We start from the raw sequence: 15317 nt of genomic DNA, 5'->3' as shown, positions 1-15317 counted from the left end.
CTATGGAATTAGTAAAAGATTGGGTTATAAAAATAGCTGTAACTTTAGTATTTATGACAGCAGTAGAAATGTTAATAGTCAATAACTCCTTTAAAAAGTATGTTAAATTTGTCCTTGGCCTAATGCTTATAGTTGTTATCATAACCCCATTAATAAACTTAGTTAGCAAATCAGACAATACTTTCATTGATACTTTTAGTAAGTATGAAAAACAATTAGAAGAAACAAGTAATGAGTCAAAAACTGTTGAGGCTAATGTAACAACGAAAAAGAAAATATTAGAAAATCTTCAAAATAACATAAATTCATCATTGAAAACAAAATTTGAAAATATGAATTTTGAAAGTGAAGTACAAGGGGAAGTAGATTTAAATAAATTTGACATAAATATAAAACTTTTAAATATATATGTTTACGATGGAGGAATTGCTCCTGTAAAGAAAATAGAAATAGGTTCTTCTACTAAAAAAGAAGAAAGTAATGTTAAAAATAGTAAGGAAATTAAAGAATATTTAAGTGGTGAGTTGAAAATTGATAAAAGTAAAATAAACATATATTCAGCTAAATAAGGAGGGGTAATATGGATAAAAATGATTTGAAAAATAACATCCTTAAATCATTAAAAGATCCAAAGTTAATGAATATTATAGCTATACTTTTGATTGCTGTTTTTGCCTTTGTAGTACTAAGCTTTTTTAATAAAGATGGACAAAAAACTGTAGCAAAAAATACAACGCAAGAAACAGAAACAGTAGCTAAAACAAATGAAATATCTAATTATGAAGAAGCACAAAAAGAGGAACTAAGAAAAATACTAAGGAGCATAAAGGGCGTAGGGGAAGTGCAAGTAATGATGTACTTTGAGAGTAGTGAATCTAAGGTTCCTGCCATAGATACAAATGAACAAGCTAGTGTAACAGAAGAAACAGATGGTAATTCAGGAAAGAGGGTAACTAACCAAAATAACAATGCTAGTAAGGTAGTAATGGCTAGTGGGGATGATCCACTAATATTAAAAACCTTAAAGCCAAAAGTTACAGGTATAGTAGTAGTAGCCGAAGGTGCTGAGGCATCGAAGATTAAATATGATATTACTAAAGCATGTTCTGGGTTATATGATGTATCCTCAGATAAAATAAATGTATACCCCATGAAATAAGGTAAAGAAATGTATATCTAAAAAATTATGTGAGATAAACATATATATTAAAATAGCAGTGAAATGAACGTATATCTAAAAAATTAAGTAAAAGAAACGTATATCTTAAAATCGCGGTGCATATAATTCAATAGAAATAGATGGGAGGAATTAACAATGACAAGAAAACAATTTGGGATTATTTTTACTCTACTTGCATTAATAGTTTGTGTGGGGGTTTTGGCTGCAAGAGTTAATGGTTCTTTACCAGAATCGCCTGGAGATTTAAATCCAACAATAAAGTTAACAGATGATGAGAGTGATGCTAATGCAGATTATTTCTATGATCAAAGAAATCAACAAAATCAGGTAGACGCATCTACTATGGAATCGCTAAAGAAAATAATGAATGATTCTAATTCTACTGCTGCTGCAAAAGAAGATGCATCAAAACAATACAGTACATTAGTTATGAGTCAAAACTATGCATCAAAAATTGAACTAGAGATAAAAGGCAAAGGCTTTGAAGACGCTCTTTGTTTAATTCAAGGTGATGGTAAAAAAGCTACAGTAGTTGTAAAAAGTAAAGAAGAATTGAATCAAAAGCAAGCTAATGAAATACTACAAACAGTAATGAATGTTTCAAAGATAAAGGATGTAAAAATAGAAAGTAAGCAATAACATTGAATTTAAAAAGATATTTTGATATAATTAGCCTATGATAAAGTGCTTTAGAGCAAACAGGAGGTTATTTTAAATGGATGAACTTGTTAGAGATGAAAGTCTTGGAATAATCAAAATATCTGATGAAGTAGTAAGTGTAATTGCTGGTATAGCAGCTTCTGAAATAAGTGGGGTATATGAATTTAATTCGGGTGTTACCTCAACTATATTTCCAATAGGGAAAAAAAGTGCTGGTAAAAGCGTTAAGGTAAATGTTGATGGTAATGATGCAGTTATTGATATATCTATACTTGTAGCATATGGAGTAAGAATTCCAGATGTGGTTAATCAAGTACAAGAAAACGTTAAAAAAACTGTTGAAGTTATGACTGGACTTAAGGTTTCTAGTGTCAATATAAATGTCAACAACATAGTAATTCCTAAGGAAGAAAAGGTTTCTAAAGAAAAATAATTAAAATTTTTACCCTCTGACTTTCAGAGGGTATTTCATTGTGTTAAAATAATATAATATGTTTAATATAAATAAACAAGACAATAATAAGAATAGAAGATAGTGGAGGTACTTATGAATAGAAAAAAATCAAGAAGAGTGGCTATGGAGTTATGTTACAGTATGGAGATATCTAAGGATGAACCTAGCCTTGTACTGGAAAACTTTTTAGAAAACTACGAAGAGGATAAAACAGTATTAGATAAAGAGTACATAATTACAATATTAAATGCGGTGAATGAAAACAAAACTAGCATAGATTCTAAGATTGAAGAGTTTTTAAAAGGATGGAAGTTATCTAGAATATCAAAAGTTAATCTTTCAATATTAAGACTTGCTATAAGTGAAATGTTATATATAGATGATGTTCCTAAAAAGGTTGCTATAAATGAAGCTCTAGATGTTGCAAAAGAGTATTCAGATGAAAAATCAGTAGCATTTATAAATGGTATATTAGACAATATATATAAGGAAGAAAACTAATTTTCAGGGGGAAGTAACATGGGGCAAATAATTGATGGAAAAAAGATCGCGCAAGAAGTTAAAAATGAAATTATAGAGTTTATATCAGAAAGAAAATCTAAAGGACTAATAGCTCCTGGAATAGCATCTATTCTAGTTGGGAATGATGGTGGTTCCATCTATTATCAAAATGCTCAAGAAAAAGTTGCAAATTCACTTGGAATTAATTTTAATAAGATTTTGTTAGAGGAAAATATTACTGAAGAAGAAATCGTTAATAAGATAAATAAACTAAATACAGATGAAAATATTCAAGGTATAATTATACAACTTCCACTACCAAAACATTTAAATGAAAAATACATAACCTCTTGTATAAGTGTAGATAAAGATGTTGATTGTTTGACTGATGAGTCTATGGGGAGGTTCTATAAAGGTGAAAAATCCTTTATACCATGTACACCTAATAGTGTAATAACTTTATTAAAAAGTTTAGATATAGAATTAAGTGGTAAAAAAGCTGTAGTTATTGGAAGAAGTAATATAGTTGGCAAGCCAGCCTTTCAACTTCTTATAAATGAAAATATGACAGTAACTATGTGCCATTCAAAAACAAAGGACATCAAGAGTATAACAAAAGAAGCAGATATATTAGTTGTAGCTATAGGAAAACCTAAGTTTATAAATAAAGAATATGTAAAAAAAGGTGCTATAATAATAGATGTAGGAACATCTTCATTAAATGGCAAAATAACCGGTGACGTAGACTTCGAAGATGTATTTGAAGTGTGTGATTATATAACACCAGTTCCTGGAGGAGTAGGAGCACTTACCACTACTCTTCTTATAAAAAATGCATGCGAGGCATTGAAATAAATGAAAATGAAGGTTCTAAAAGTAACAGAGGTTAATAGCTACATAAAAAGAATATTTGATAATGACTTTATTTTAAGCAATCTTTCTGTAGAAGGGGAGATTTCAAACTTAAAATATCATAGTTCAGGACATATATATTTTTCTTTAAAGGACGAAAATTCAAAAATAAACTGTGTTATGTTTAAAAGTGATGCTATGAGCGTAGATTTTAAACTGGCAGATGGAATAAAGATAATAGTAAAGTGTAGATTATCAAACTATGTTAAAGATGGAAGCTACCAGCTTTATATTAAGGAAATATCTGAAAGTGGGCTTGGAAGCTTACATATTCAATTTGAAAACCTTAAAAAGAAATTAAATGAAGAAGGATTATTTTCAGAAGATCATAAAAAAGCAATTCCTAAATTTATAAGGACATTAGGTGTAATTACCTCTCCAACAGGCGCAGCTATAAAAGATATAATAAATGTTACAAAGAGAAGAAATGATAATGTAGACATAATAATTTATCCAGCTTTAGTTCAAGGAGCAGAAGCCTATAAGACCTTAATTTCAGGAATACAATATTTTAATAAAACTAAAAATGTAGATGCTATTATTATTGGAAGAGGTGGAGGTTCTCTTGAAGAACTTTGGGCATTTAACGATGAATCCTTAGCAAGGGAGATTTATAAGTCCAAGATACCTGTAATATCAGCTGTAGGACATGAAGTTGATTTTACAATATGTGATTTTGTAGCAGACATTAGAGCTGCTACTCCATCTTCAGCAGCTGAAATAGCTATAGTTACAAAGGAAAGTTTGAGAGAAGAGTTATTTAACATAAAAAGTATGTTAAGTAAAAGCATTAATAAAAAGTTAGACAAAGAAAAAAACAATCTTAATAACATCAAAAGATTTTTGCATATAAATTCTCCACAGAACATTATTATAAATTCTTATAATACAATAGATGGGCTTAAGTGGAGATTAAATAAAACACTAAAAACAAAAATTGATATAGAAAAAGAAATTATTTTTAGATACAATAAATTACTCCAAGCAAATAATCCTATAAGTATATTAGATAAAGGGTTCAGTGTAATTAAAGATTCTAAAGGAAACACTATAAAATCTAAGGAAGATTTGAAAGATGGAGTGTATGAAATAATATTAAAAGATGGTATTGAAAAAAGAAAAATAAATACATTAGATTAGTTAGGGTGAGTTTATGGTTAAAAAAAATGAGACATATGAAAATATGCTTGAAAAATTAAAAGACATAGTAGATAAGTTAGAAAGCAATGAATTGAATATAGATGATTCCATGAAGATGTATGAAGAGGGAACCAAGCTTGTAAATAAGTTATATAAAACCCTTGATACGTTAGAGGGGAAGATAAAGGTTATAAGTGAAGAAGGAGAATTAGAAATAAAGGAGTAGTAAATGGTTATAGATAGTATTAAAGATTATTTTAATCATGAATTAGATAATTATTTTAAAGGTAAAGATGGGTTTAATAAAATAATATATGAAGCTCAAGACTATAGTTTAAGAATAGGTGGAAAAAGGGTTAGACCTACACTATGTTTTTTAACATATTCTCTATATGATGAAGATTACAAAAAAGTTCTACCTCTAAGCTTAGCACTTGAGATGATACATACCTATTCGTTAATACACGATGATCTTCCAGCCATGGACAATGATGATTTAAGAAGAGGAAAACCTACAAATCACAAAGTTTTTGGTGAAGCAATAGCTATATTAGCAGGAGATTCCTTATTAAATGAAGCATTTAATATATTAATAGACTTTTCTATAAAAAACGGAGAAAAAGCATTATTAGCAACTAAAGAAATAACTAATGCTTCAGGCGCCGAAGGAATGATAGGCGGTCAAATAGTTGATATAATAAACGAAGGTAAAGAAATACAAGAAGAAGAATTATTATATATGCACAGTAAAAAAACTGGGGAATTAATTAAAGCTTCAATCCTATCTGGTGCCATATACGGAGGAGCTTCAAATGAAGAATTATCCAAATTAAAAAGATTTGGAGAAAATTTAGGGTTAGCCTTTCAAATCAAAGATGATATACTTGATGTAGTAGGAAATACTAATAAACTTGGGAAAAATGTAAAAAGCGATGAAAACAATAATAAAACTAATTTTATTACTATGTATGGATTGGAATATTGTAATAAGAAGTGTATAGAGCTTACAGATGAATGTTTAGAAATACTAAATTCATTAAATAAAGATGTAAAATCATTAAAAGCTCTAACATTAGAACTTTTAAATAGAGAAAATTAATTTGAAGGATGATAATATGGGTAAATTTTTAGATGAAATAAATGAACCTAAGGATGTAAAAGTATTAAATGAATCTCAGTTAGAAGTATTATCTAGTGAAATAAGAGAATTTTTAATAGATAAGGTGTCAAAAACAGGAGGACATTTAGCCTCAAATCTAGGTGTAGTTGAGCTTACATTAAGTTTATTTAAAAATTTTGATTTTGAAGAAGATAAGCTTATTTGGGATGTAGGACATCAATCTTACGTACATAAAATTTTAACTGGTAGAAAAGAAAAATTTGATAAGTTAAGAACTTTTGATGGACTTAGTGGTTTTCCTAAAAGAGGAGAAAGTATATATGATTCTTTTGATACAGGACATTCTTCTACTTCAATTTCAGCAGCATTAGGAATGGCAAGAGCTAGGGATGTTTTAGGTAAAAAGAATAAAGTTGTAGCAGTAATTGGTGATGGTGCTCTTACTGGTGGAATGGCATTAGAAGCATTAAATGATGCTGGAGATAACAAAACAGATATAATTGTAATCATTAATGATAATGGTATGAGTATAGATAAAAATGTAGGTGGCTTATCATCGTATTTAAGTAAGCTACGTTTGGAGCCAAGTTATAACAAATTAAAAAATGAGATAAATGATACTCTTAAGAGTTTTGAAATTGGTAAAAACATAGCTGTATCTTTAAGTAAAATCAAAGATAGTGTAAAACAATTGGTTGTACCATCAATGCTTTTTGAAGATATGGGATGGAAGTATCTAGGCCCTATAGATGGACATGATTTGAAAGGATTAAATTCTGTTATATCTAAGGCTAAAGAATTAAATACTCCAGTAATTATACATACAATAACTAAAAAAGGTAAAGGATATGAGTTTGCCGAAAAAAATCCCAATAAATATCATGGTGTTTCTCCTTTTAACTCAACAAATGGGGAAATAAATGGTTCAAATGAAATTACATATTCTAAAGCGTTTTCAAATGCTATGGTAAGGCTTTCAGAAGAGAGAGAAGATATTGTAGCAATAACAGCAGCCATGCCTGATGGTACAGGATTAAAAGAATACTCTAGATTATTTCCAAAGAGATTTTTTGATGTTGGAATAGCTGAACAACATGCAGTTACATTAGCTGCTGGAATGGCAGCTGAAGGATTAAAGCCGGTTTTTGCCGTATACTCAACTTTTTTACAAAGAGCATATGACCAAGTTTTGCATGATGTTTGCATTCAAAATTTACCTGTTATATTTGCTATTGATAGAGCAGGTTTAGTTGGTGAAGACGGAGAAACACATCAAGGCATATTTGATATATCATATCTATCTCACATCCCTAACATGACCATAATGGCTCCTAAGTGTACTGGTGAGTTATATAATATGTTAAAATGGTCAATAAATCAAAATACACCTATAGCTATTAGATACCCTAGAGGTGGGGATGAAAGCAATAACTTAAAACCACTAAAGGAAATTGTTTTAGGTAAATGGGAGATAATTGATAATGGAGAAAAAGTAGCTATAATCTCAACAGGTAAAATGGTAACTAATTCATTAAATGCTAAAAGGTTATTATTAGAGGATAATATAAACCCTATGATAATAAATGCAACATTTATTAAGCCTTTAGACTATGAACTTATAGATTACCTTATTAAAAATAATTATAAAATAATTACTATTGAAGATAATATTTTAAAGGGCGGGTTAGGTGATTCTGTTCTTTATTATTTAAATAAATGTAACTATAAAAAAAGCATTATTCAACTAGGATATGAAGATGAATTTGTAGAACATGGAGATGTAAAGACTCTATATAAAATTAATAAACTAGACGGAAAAGGAATTAGAGATAAAGTTATAGAAATTATAGATTAATTAAAGGAGTTAACTATGGCGGAAGCTAAAGAAAGATTAGATGTTTTATTGGTAGAACAAGGTTTTTTTGAATCAAGAGAAAAAGCTAAAGCTCAAATAATGTCAGGGAACATATTTGTAGATGGTCAAAGAGTAGATAAGTGTGGAGAAAAAATAAAGATAACTTCATCTATTGAATTTAAAGGGCAAAAAATTCCATATGTAAGTAGAGGTGGATTTAAACTAGAAAAAGCCATAAAAGAGTTTAAAATTGAATTAGAAGATAAAGTATGCTTAGATATAGGAGCTTCTACAGGTGGATTTACAGACTGTATGCTTCAAAATGGCGCTAATAAGGTATTCTCAATTGATGTTGGGTACGGTCAATTTGCGTGGAAGTTAAGAACTGATCCTAGAGTAGTATGTATGGAGAGAACCAATATAAGATACGTTACTGAAGAACAATTGGGTGAGCAGGCTGATTTTGCGTCTATAGATGTTTCATTTATATCAATCAATAAAATAATGCCAGCTGTATTATCATTAATAAAAGAATCAGGGGAAGTTGTATCTCTAATAAAACCACAGTTTGAAGCTGGAAGAGAAAAAGTTGGTAAAAAAGGTGTGGTGAGAGAAAAAAGCACTCATATTGAAGTAATAAATAAAATAGTTGAAAATTTAATAAAAGAAAATATAAATATATTAGATTTAAGTTTTTCTCCAATTAAGGGGCCGGAAGGCAATATGGAATTTTTGATATATTTTACAAAAGATTTAAGTAGAGAAACTAATTTTAAAATGCAAATGATAGATGAAGTAGTTAATAAAGCACATGAAAGTCTATAATAATTTTAAGATTGGAGAATATATGGATAAGATATCAGTATTAATTAATCCGTCAAAAGACAAAGGTGGAGAGATCTTAAGAGTTGTTTTAGGGAAGTTAGAAGATGCATTTTCTGATTGTGAAATATCTGTAGTTTATAATTGCGAAGATATAGCAGAGTCTATAGAAAAAGACATTGATTTATTAATAGTCTTAGGTGGAGATGGAACATTAATTGGAGCCTCTAGAAGATTAAACGGACATATTAATTGTCCTATATTTGGTATAAATATAGGGAATTTAGGATTTTTAACGTCGGCAGATATAGAAGATTTGGATAAGGTGATTTTAGATCTAAAAAAGGGAGATTACTTTATACAAGAAAGAATGATGTTAGAAGGAACTGTAATAAATGAAGGTGTTAAAAAGAAAAATGTTGCATTAAATGATTTTGTAATAGCTAGAGGAACCTTATCACGTATGAGTAAGTTTACTATATATGTTGATGATAAGGAATTTACATCTATTAAAGGCGATGGAATAATAATATCCTCACCTACTGGCTCCTCAGCATACTCTTTTTCAGCTGGAGGTCCTTTAATTTATCCAACTTTAGATGTTATTCTCTTAACGCCTATTTGTCCTCACACTAAAAATATGCAGACAATGGTTTTAGAAGGTAAATCAAATATAAAAATAATAAGTGAAAGTTATGAGGAAGAGGTATACTTATCTATAGATGGTCAAAAAGCAGTAAAATTAGATAAAAAAGATGTAGTAGAAATAAGTAAAGCACAAAATAGCTGCAAAATTTTATTACTTAATGACTATGATTACTTTAAAGTAATTAGGACAAAACTTTTTAACTCTAATATTGATTGTGAAGGTGATTATGATGAAATCTAAAAGACATGATGAGATATTACAAATAATTAAGGATAAAGATATTGAAACTCAGGAAGAGCTTGCAGAAGAATTAAAAAGCTCTGGATTTGATGTTACGCAAGCAACAGTATCTAGAGATATAAAATTATTAAAATTAATAAAGGCTCAAGGAAAGTCGGGTAAATATAAGTACACTCTTCCAGCAGCAGATAAATATAATATTTCCGATAAGCTAACATCAATACTAAAAAATTCAATATTACATGTTGAGAATGTAGATAAATTTGTAGTTGTAAAAACTATTTCTGGATCTGCAGCAGCTGCAGCTGAGGCTTTAGATACTTTGGACTTAGATGATATAGCTGGAACTATAGCAGGAGACAATACCTTTTTTATATTAGTTAGAAGAATAGAAAAAGCAGAAGAAATTGTAAGTAAACTTAGGAAGATGATAAATGAATAGAGTGTATAAGGTGGGTTAAAATGTTATTACAATTAAATATAAAAAATTTCGCATTAATAGAAGAGATGACTGTGGATTTTTATGAAGGATTCAACATCTTATCTGGAGAAACTGGTGCTGGAAAATCTATTTTAATTGAAGCAATTAACTATGTTTTAGGTGGGAAAGTTGGAAGAGATATAATAAGAACCGGAACTTTTAAAGCCTATGTTGAGGCTGTATTTTCGGTTAATAGTAAAAATATAAATGACATATTGAGAAATTTAGATATAGATGTTGAGGATGTTATTATAATCTCTAGAGAAACTTTTTTAAATGGTAGAAGTAATATAAAAATAAATGGGAAAAGTATTACTATTACTATTTTAAGAAAAATTACTGAAAGACTTGTAGATATACATGGTCAACATGAAAATCAAAATTTATTAGATAAAAGTAAACATATAAATTATTTAGATAGTTTTGGAGAAAAAAAATTAAGAGATTTATTAGAAGAATATAGATTGGTAAGAGAAAATCTATTATCTGTACGAAATAAAATTAAGGAACTAAATGGTTCAGAAGATAAAGAAAAGTTTGTAGATTATCTTAAATTTCAAATAAAAGATATAGAAGATGGGAACTTAAAGCTAGGAGAAGAAGAACAGCTTAGAGAAAGATTCGAATTATTATCTAATTCAGAAAAGATAATTAGCGCTTTAAATAAATCTTATGTTTTATTAAAAGATTCAAATACTGAAGGAACTATAATAGACAATCTTTCTAATGTTGTTGCATACCTAGAATCAATTGAGAATACTGTTTCAGAGATTAAAGAATTAAATAGTAGTCTTAATGAAACATTTTATATTTTAGAAGAGGCTGCTAGAGAAATAAATAGATTATTAAATTCAATTAATTACGATGAGTTTGAATTAGCTGAAATAAACGAAAGATTATATAAAATTTCTAACTATAAAAAGAAGTATTCATCTAATAATCAGAGTGTAGAAGAAGTTTTGGAGTATTATGAGAAGATTAAGTCTCAGTATGATGAAATAATTAATTCAGAAGAAATTATAAACAAGTTAAAAAATGAGGAAGACAAGATAATTATCTCTCTTAATAATATTTGTAGAAAAATTAGAGAAGAAAGAATAAAAGTAAGTACATATCTTCAAGATAAGATAATGAATGAATTAAGATATTTAGGATTAGAGAAGTGTACTTTTAAAATTTCTATAGATGAAGATTCAGATTTTAATAACAATGGAAAAGATAAGGTTTTATTTGTAGTATCCACGAATATAGGAGAACCTTTAAGAGCTTTGGATAATATAGTTTCTGGAGGAGAATTATCAAGAATAATGTTAGCTTTAAAAACAGTATTTGTAGATAAAGATAATATAGAAACTGTTATATTCGATGAAATTGATACAGGAATAAGTGGAAGAGTAGCTCAATCTGTTGGAGAAAAAATCTTTGAAATATCAACTAAACATCAAGTTATATGTATAACTCATTTACCACAAATCGCATGCTTATCAGACACTCATTATTTTGTTTCTAAAGAAGAAAGAGAAGGTAAAACTCTTTCTAAAATAAAAATATTAAGCGAAGAGGAAAAAGCTAAAGAAATTGCATTAATGGTAGGTGGAGCTAGGATAACAGATGTTACATTAGAAAATTCTAAAGAAATGATAAAATTAGCAAACGTAATTAAAGAAAATATAAAAATATTAGAGAATAAAAATAGAAAAAATAGCCAAAATAAAATCGATAAGTAAAATCGGTTTTATTTTTTTGTTTTAAAGAAAAATAAAGGTATATTATTAAAATTATTGTCTATAATAACAAAGTTATTACAGGATATTGTAAAGTATACACGGGCAATTTAAAGATAGAGGCGAAAGGAGGAGAAAAAATGAAAAATAGAAAAATAAAAATTACTGCTTTAATTTTAACTCCCCTAATACTTCTATTTTTATTAGGAATAACTGTACCAAATAAAACTCCAAAGTATATATATACATCTACAGGAGAAATAGGTGATTATAAATTAACCAGTTCACCTATATACTCTAAGAAGATTGAATCAAACAAGTTAAATATAAATCTTTTTGGTTTGATTACAGTAAAAAGTGTAGATATTAAAAATGTTAAAGATTTGGAGGTATATCCTGGAGGAACGCCAGTTGGCATAAAATTATCATCTAAAGGAGTTTTGGTAGTAGGATATTCAGACATACAGATAGAAGATAAAAAGATTTCATCTCCAGCAAAAGAAATAGGTATAGAAATAGGTGATTTAATACTAAAAATCAATAATGAGGATGTGGAAGATTCTCAGGATTTAGTTAGAAAAGTAAGTAGTAGTAAAAGCGATGAAATTAAGATTGAAGTATCAAAAAATGGTAAAAGTGAAATTAAAACGCTTAATAGAATTAAAGCTACTACAGACGGTAAATACAAGATAGGATTATGGGTGAGAGACTCTACAGCAGGAGTAGGAACATTAACTTTTTCGCATAAAGAAACAGGATATTATGGAGCATTAGGGCATGCGATAATTGATGGAGATACTAATTCATTAATTACAGTAAAAAAAGGAGACTTAGTGAAGTCTTCAATAATAAATGTTAGAAAAAGCGAAAAAGGATCTCCAGGAGAACTAAGAGGAATTTTCTTAGATGAAGAATCTCCATTAGGCTTAATATCACAAAACACGTATTGTGGTATTTTTGGAAAACTAAATGAGAATTATCAGCCAAGAAGTAATCCCATAAAAGTTGGTTTTAGGGATGAAATAAAAGAAGGAAAAGCACAAATATTAACCACTGTTGATGAAAATGGACCACAATATTATGACATTAAAATAACCAAATTACTTGCACAGGATGAAGCTGGACCAAAAAGTATGGTTATTGAAGTAACAGACCCAAAACTATTAGATAAAACAGGTGGTATAGTTCAAGGTATGAGTGGTTCCCCAATAATACAAAATGGAAAAATAGTAGGTGCAGTAACGCATGTTTTGATAAATAACCCTAAGGTTGGATACGGTATATATATAGAGTGGATGTTAAAAGATGCGCAGATCATTAAATAATTCAAAAACCTCTCAATTATTTGAGAGGTTTTTGTAATATTTTTATAAAAAATATTAAAATTTTACTCTTATGTGTTATAATCTATTTATAAATAAAAGAGATAAAAGATTTTTTTTATTTTTTATACCAAATTAGAAGGAATTGGTGTGGATTTGTCGAATAGAAATAATGTAAAATTATGGTACAAAGTGAAGGGGAGAAGATTATGCAAAATTCAAAAATATCAGTTTTAATAGCAGATGACAACAAAGAATTCTGTAACATTCTTAATGATTATCTTTTAAATCAAAGGGATATAATAGTTACGGGTATAGCGAAAGATGGAATTGAAGCATTAAAATTGATTGAAGAAAAACAGCCCGATTTAGTTGTTTTAGATATAATAATGCCTCATTTAGATGGTCTTGGAGTTTTAGAAAGATTAGGTTCTATGAATCTTGATCCTATGCCAAGAATTATAGTATTAAGTGCAGTAGGACAAGATAAAATTACTCAAAGAGCTATAAGTTTAGGTGCAGATTATTATGTAGTAAAACCATTTGACATGGATGTATTTACTAAGAGAATAAGACAAATGTTCAATAATACTATTTCTGCAGAAGGAGTAAAAAAATCAATTCCGTTAATTGAAACACCAGAAATTAAGGTAGAAAATAAAAGAGAACCTATTGATTTAGAAACTGAAATAACCAATATCATACACGAAATAGGAGTTCCAGCACATATTAAAGGCTATATGTATTTAAGAGAAGCTATAACAATGGTTGTTAATGATATGGAACTATTATCAGCTGTAACTAAAGAATTATATCCATCTATAGCTAAGAAGTTCAATACAACTGCATCAAGAGTTGAAAGAGCAATTAGACATGCTATAGAAGTAGCTTGGGGAAGAGGTCAAGTAGAAGCAATCAATAAGTTATTTGGGTATACTATACACAATGATAAAGGCAAGCCAACAAACTCAGAATTTATAGCAATGGTAGCTGATAAATTAAGGCTTAAAAATAAAGTCAGTTGAAAGAGATAACACTAGGCTAAAAGCGTTTTAAGTTTAGTGAAAAAATCAATAAATATTTTAATATAATAAAGCCAACAAATACATGAGTGTAGATTTCACTAATCTATACTCTTTTTTTGTTGGATGAATATAATCAAGTGTTTTATATATGCATTAGTATTAAAATACTAAAATAATGAATTTAAAGCAAATTAACGTATTTAATAGGTTTTAAGTATATGGAAAATGAAACTTAAACTTATTGTTTTGTAATCCACAGTAACTTATAATTAAATAAATAATTACAAATTATTATGTATTATAAAGGTATGGAGGATTTATATGTTTGAATTTAATACTAAAGAGGCAAGATGGTTTTATAAGCCTCAAAGTTATGTGATTGAAAAAGATAGAATTGAAATTACAACTGATCCTAATACTGATTTTTGGCAAAGAACTTATTATGGATTCAGAAATGATAATGCTCATGTGTTTTATGTTACAACAGATGAAAAATACTTTACTTTTACGGTAAAGGTTGATTTTAATAGTACAGCATTATTTGACCAGAGTGGAGTTGCAATTTATCAGGATAGTGATAATTGGGTAAAAGCAGGGATAGAATTTCACGACAATAATACTGCATGGCTCGGAAGCGTAGTAACTAATCATGGATATTCTGATTGGGCAACCACCGACATTAGTTCATCAATAAAGTGCGTATGGTATAGAATAAGTCGACGAGAAAGTGATTATTGTATTGAGCATTCATTTGATGGTATAAACTTTAAACAAATGAGAATTTTTCACTTGTTCGAAGGTGGAGATGAAATTAATATTGGTTTACTTGCATGTTCTCCAAATAATAATTCTTTTAAATCTATATTTACTGAAATGAAAATAACAGAGTGTTTATGGGAAAAATATAATCCAATTACAAAGTAAGAGTCTAAAGTTATAGGCTCTTTTTTTATAGGAATTCTAGTATTAAGGCATAGAGGTAAAAAGAATTAATAACAGATAAATTAAACTTTTTGATAAAAAGATTGACAATAAATCATTGAATAGCACCAAATTGAAGAATTGAAGAAGTGCACATCTACTCGGTAGAAGCGCTCCTCAGCTTCAATCTAATCCTTTTTTTATATTGGTAAAAATGAATCTAATGGAGCTTGGGAAGAAGCTCCTACAGGGCAGTAGTTAAAAGAATCTAATGAGGCTTGAGAAGAAGCCTCTAGAGGTTAATAGTGCAC

17 protein-coding genes are annotated in these 15317 nt (G+C 28.6%); all 17 read left to right on the top strand.

Annotated features, from left to right (window positions below; all coding sequences use genetic code 11):
• Positions 1–2: 2 nt before the first annotated feature.
• A complete protein-coding gene (gene spoIIIAF, locus BUA92_RS11660) occupies positions 3–569 on the top strand; it encodes a stage III sporulation protein AF (RefSeq protein ID WP_073019730.1) in 567 nt (188 codons plus the stop codon).
• 11 nt (positions 570–580) lie between these two features.
• Complete coding sequence (gene spoIIIAG, locus BUA92_RS11655) at positions 581–1159, top strand: stage III sporulation protein AG (RefSeq protein ID WP_021801449.1); 579 nt, start codon at positions 581–583, stop codon at positions 1157–1159.
• Positions 1160–1315: 156 nt separating this feature from the next.
• The gene (locus BUA92_RS11650) at positions 1316–1819 is read left to right on the top strand and encodes a SpoIIIAH-like family protein (RefSeq protein WP_073019728.1); all 504 of its coding nucleotides are present in this window, start codon (positions 1316–1318) and stop codon (positions 1817–1819) included.
• A 76-nt stretch (positions 1820–1895) separates the two neighbouring features.
• On the top strand, positions 1896–2273 hold the full coding sequence (locus tag BUA92_RS11645) for an Asp23/Gls24 family envelope stress response protein (RefSeq protein WP_021801451.1): 378 nt from the start codon (positions 1896–1898) through the stop codon (positions 2271–2273).
• A 114-nt stretch (positions 2274–2387) separates the two neighbouring features.
• Positions 2388–2795 (top strand): transcription antitermination factor NusB, encoded by a 408-nt coding sequence (nusB, locus tag BUA92_RS11640; RefSeq protein ID WP_073019726.1) that lies wholly within the window; start codon positions 2388–2390, stop codon positions 2793–2795.
• Between the two features lie 18 nt (positions 2796–2813).
• Positions 2814–3650 carry a tetrahydrofolate dehydrogenase/cyclohydrolase catalytic domain-containing protein gene (locus tag BUA92_RS11635; RefSeq protein ID WP_073019723.1) on the top strand — a complete coding sequence of 279 codons (837 nt, stop codon included), beginning with the start codon at positions 2814–2816 and terminating at the stop codon, positions 3648–3650.
• Entirely contained in the window at positions 3651–4847 is a 1197-nt protein-coding gene (gene xseA, locus BUA92_RS11630; protein ID WP_073019721.1) for an exodeoxyribonuclease VII large subunit, read from the top strand.
• 13 nt (positions 4848–4860) lie between these two features.
• Positions 4861–5073 carry an exodeoxyribonuclease VII small subunit gene (xseB, locus tag BUA92_RS23300; protein WP_073019719.1) on the top strand — a complete coding sequence of 71 codons (213 nt, stop codon included), beginning with the start codon at positions 4861–4863 and terminating at the stop codon, positions 5071–5073.
• Between the two features lie 3 nt (positions 5074–5076).
• Positions 5077–5946: a polyprenyl synthetase family protein gene (locus BUA92_RS11620; protein ID WP_073019717.1), complete on the top strand. Its 870-nt coding sequence runs from the start codon at positions 5077–5079 to the stop codon at positions 5944–5946.
• Positions 5947–5962: 16 nt separating this feature from the next.
• The gene (dxs, locus tag BUA92_RS11615) at positions 5963–7822 is read left to right on the top strand and encodes a 1-deoxy-D-xylulose-5-phosphate synthase (protein WP_073019714.1); all 1860 of its coding nucleotides are present in this window, start codon (positions 5963–5965) and stop codon (positions 7820–7822) included.
• A 15-nt stretch (positions 7823–7837) separates the two neighbouring features.
• Positions 7838–8647 carry a TlyA family RNA methyltransferase gene (locus BUA92_RS11610; protein WP_073019712.1) on the top strand — a complete coding sequence of 270 codons (810 nt, stop codon included), beginning with the start codon at positions 7838–7840 and terminating at the stop codon, positions 8645–8647.
• Between the two features lie 22 nt (positions 8648–8669).
• Positions 8670–9533, top strand: a complete 864-nt coding sequence (locus BUA92_RS11605) for an NAD(+)/NADH kinase (RefSeq protein WP_073019709.1) — start codon at positions 8670–8672, stop codon at positions 9531–9533.
• Entirely contained in the window at positions 9523–9975 is a 453-nt protein-coding gene (locus BUA92_RS11600) for an arginine repressor (RefSeq protein WP_021801460.1), read from the top strand. Before BUA92_RS11605 ends, BUA92_RS11600 begins: the two co-directional genes overlap by 11 nt.
• A 20-nt stretch (positions 9976–9995) precedes the next feature.
• Positions 9996–11741, top strand: coding sequence for a DNA repair protein RecN (recN, locus tag BUA92_RS11595; RefSeq protein ID WP_073019707.1), 1746 nt, complete (start codon positions 9996–9998; stop codon positions 11739–11741).
• Between the two features lie 137 nt (positions 11742–11878).
• Positions 11879–13063: a SpoIVB peptidase gene (gene spoIVB, locus BUA92_RS11590; RefSeq protein ID WP_073019705.1), complete on the top strand. Its 1185-nt coding sequence runs from the start codon at positions 11879–11881 to the stop codon at positions 13061–13063.
• A gap of 206 nt (positions 13064–13269) precedes the next feature.
• On the top strand, positions 13270–14085 hold the full coding sequence (gene spo0A / locus BUA92_RS11585; protein WP_021801463.1) for a sporulation transcription factor Spo0A: 816 nt from the start codon (positions 13270–13272) through the stop codon (positions 14083–14085).
• 321 nt (positions 14086–14406) lie between these two features.
• A complete protein-coding gene (locus BUA92_RS11580) occupies positions 14407–15009 on the top strand; it encodes a DUF1349 domain-containing protein (protein WP_073019703.1) in 603 nt (200 codons plus the stop codon).
• Positions 15010–15317: the final 308 nt, after the last annotated feature.

The organism is Clostridium intestinale DSM 6191, from assembly GCF_900130055.1.
Taxonomy (GTDB): domain Bacteria; phylum Bacillota; class Clostridia; order Clostridiales; family Clostridiaceae; genus Clostridium_T; species Clostridium_T intestinale.
The sequence above is the reverse complement of the archived record's forward strand: the minus strand, read 5'-3'. Positions and strand labels throughout refer to the sequence as shown.

Excerpts from the sequence above, each read along its gene's own strand:
- recN (WP_073019707.1), top strand. The coding sequence starts at position 9,996 with ATGTTATTACAATTAAATATAAAAAATTTCGCATTAATAGAAGAGATG.
- BUA92_RS11635 (WP_073019723.1), top strand. The coding sequence starts at position 2,814 with ATGGGGCAAATAATTGATGGAAAAAAGATCGCGCAAGAAGTTAAAAAT.
- xseB (WP_073019719.1), top strand. The coding sequence starts at position 4,861 with ATGGTTAAAAAAAATGAGACATATGAAAATATGCTTGAAAAATTAAAA.
- BUA92_RS11620 (WP_073019717.1), top strand. The coding sequence starts at position 5,077 with ATGGTTATAGATAGTATTAAAGATTATTTTAATCATGAATTAGATAAT.
- BUA92_RS11645 (WP_021801451.1), top strand. The coding sequence starts at position 1,896 with ATGGATGAACTTGTTAGAGATGAAAGTCTTGGAATAATCAAAATATCT.
- xseA (WP_073019721.1), top strand. The coding sequence starts at position 3,651 with ATGAAAATGAAGGTTCTAAAAGTAACAGAGGTTAATAGCTACATAAAA.
- BUA92_RS11605 (WP_073019709.1), top strand. The coding sequence starts at position 8,670 with ATGGATAAGATATCAGTATTAATTAATCCGTCAAAAGACAAAGGTGGA.
- spoIVB (WP_073019705.1), top strand. The coding sequence starts at position 11,879 with ATGAAAAATAGAAAAATAAAAATTACTGCTTTAATTTTAACTCCCCTA.
- dxs (WP_073019714.1), top strand. The coding sequence starts at position 5,963 with ATGGGTAAATTTTTAGATGAAATAAATGAACCTAAGGATGTAAAAGTA.
- nusB (WP_073019726.1), top strand. The coding sequence starts at position 2,388 with ATGAATAGAAAAAAATCAAGAAGAGTGGCTATGGAGTTATGTTACAGT.
- spoIIIAG (WP_021801449.1), top strand. The coding sequence starts at position 581 with ATGGATAAAAATGATTTGAAAAATAACATCCTTAAATCATTAAAAGAT.
- BUA92_RS11580 (WP_073019703.1), top strand. The coding sequence starts at position 14,407 with ATGTTTGAATTTAATACTAAAGAGGCAAGATGGTTTTATAAGCCTCAA.
- BUA92_RS11650 (WP_073019728.1), top strand. The coding sequence starts at position 1,316 with ATGACAAGAAAACAATTTGGGATTATTTTTACTCTACTTGCATTAATA.
- BUA92_RS11600 (WP_021801460.1), top strand. The coding sequence starts at position 9,523 with ATGAAATCTAAAAGACATGATGAGATATTACAAATAATTAAGGATAAA.
- spoIIIAF (WP_073019730.1), top strand. The coding sequence starts at position 3 with ATGGAATTAGTAAAAGATTGGGTTATAAAAATAGCTGTAACTTTAGTA.
- spo0A (WP_021801463.1), top strand. The coding sequence starts at position 13,270 with ATGCAAAATTCAAAAATATCAGTTTTAATAGCAGATGACAACAAAGAA.
- BUA92_RS11610 (WP_073019712.1), top strand. The coding sequence starts at position 7,838 with ATGGCGGAAGCTAAAGAAAGATTAGATGTTTTATTGGTAGAACAAGGT.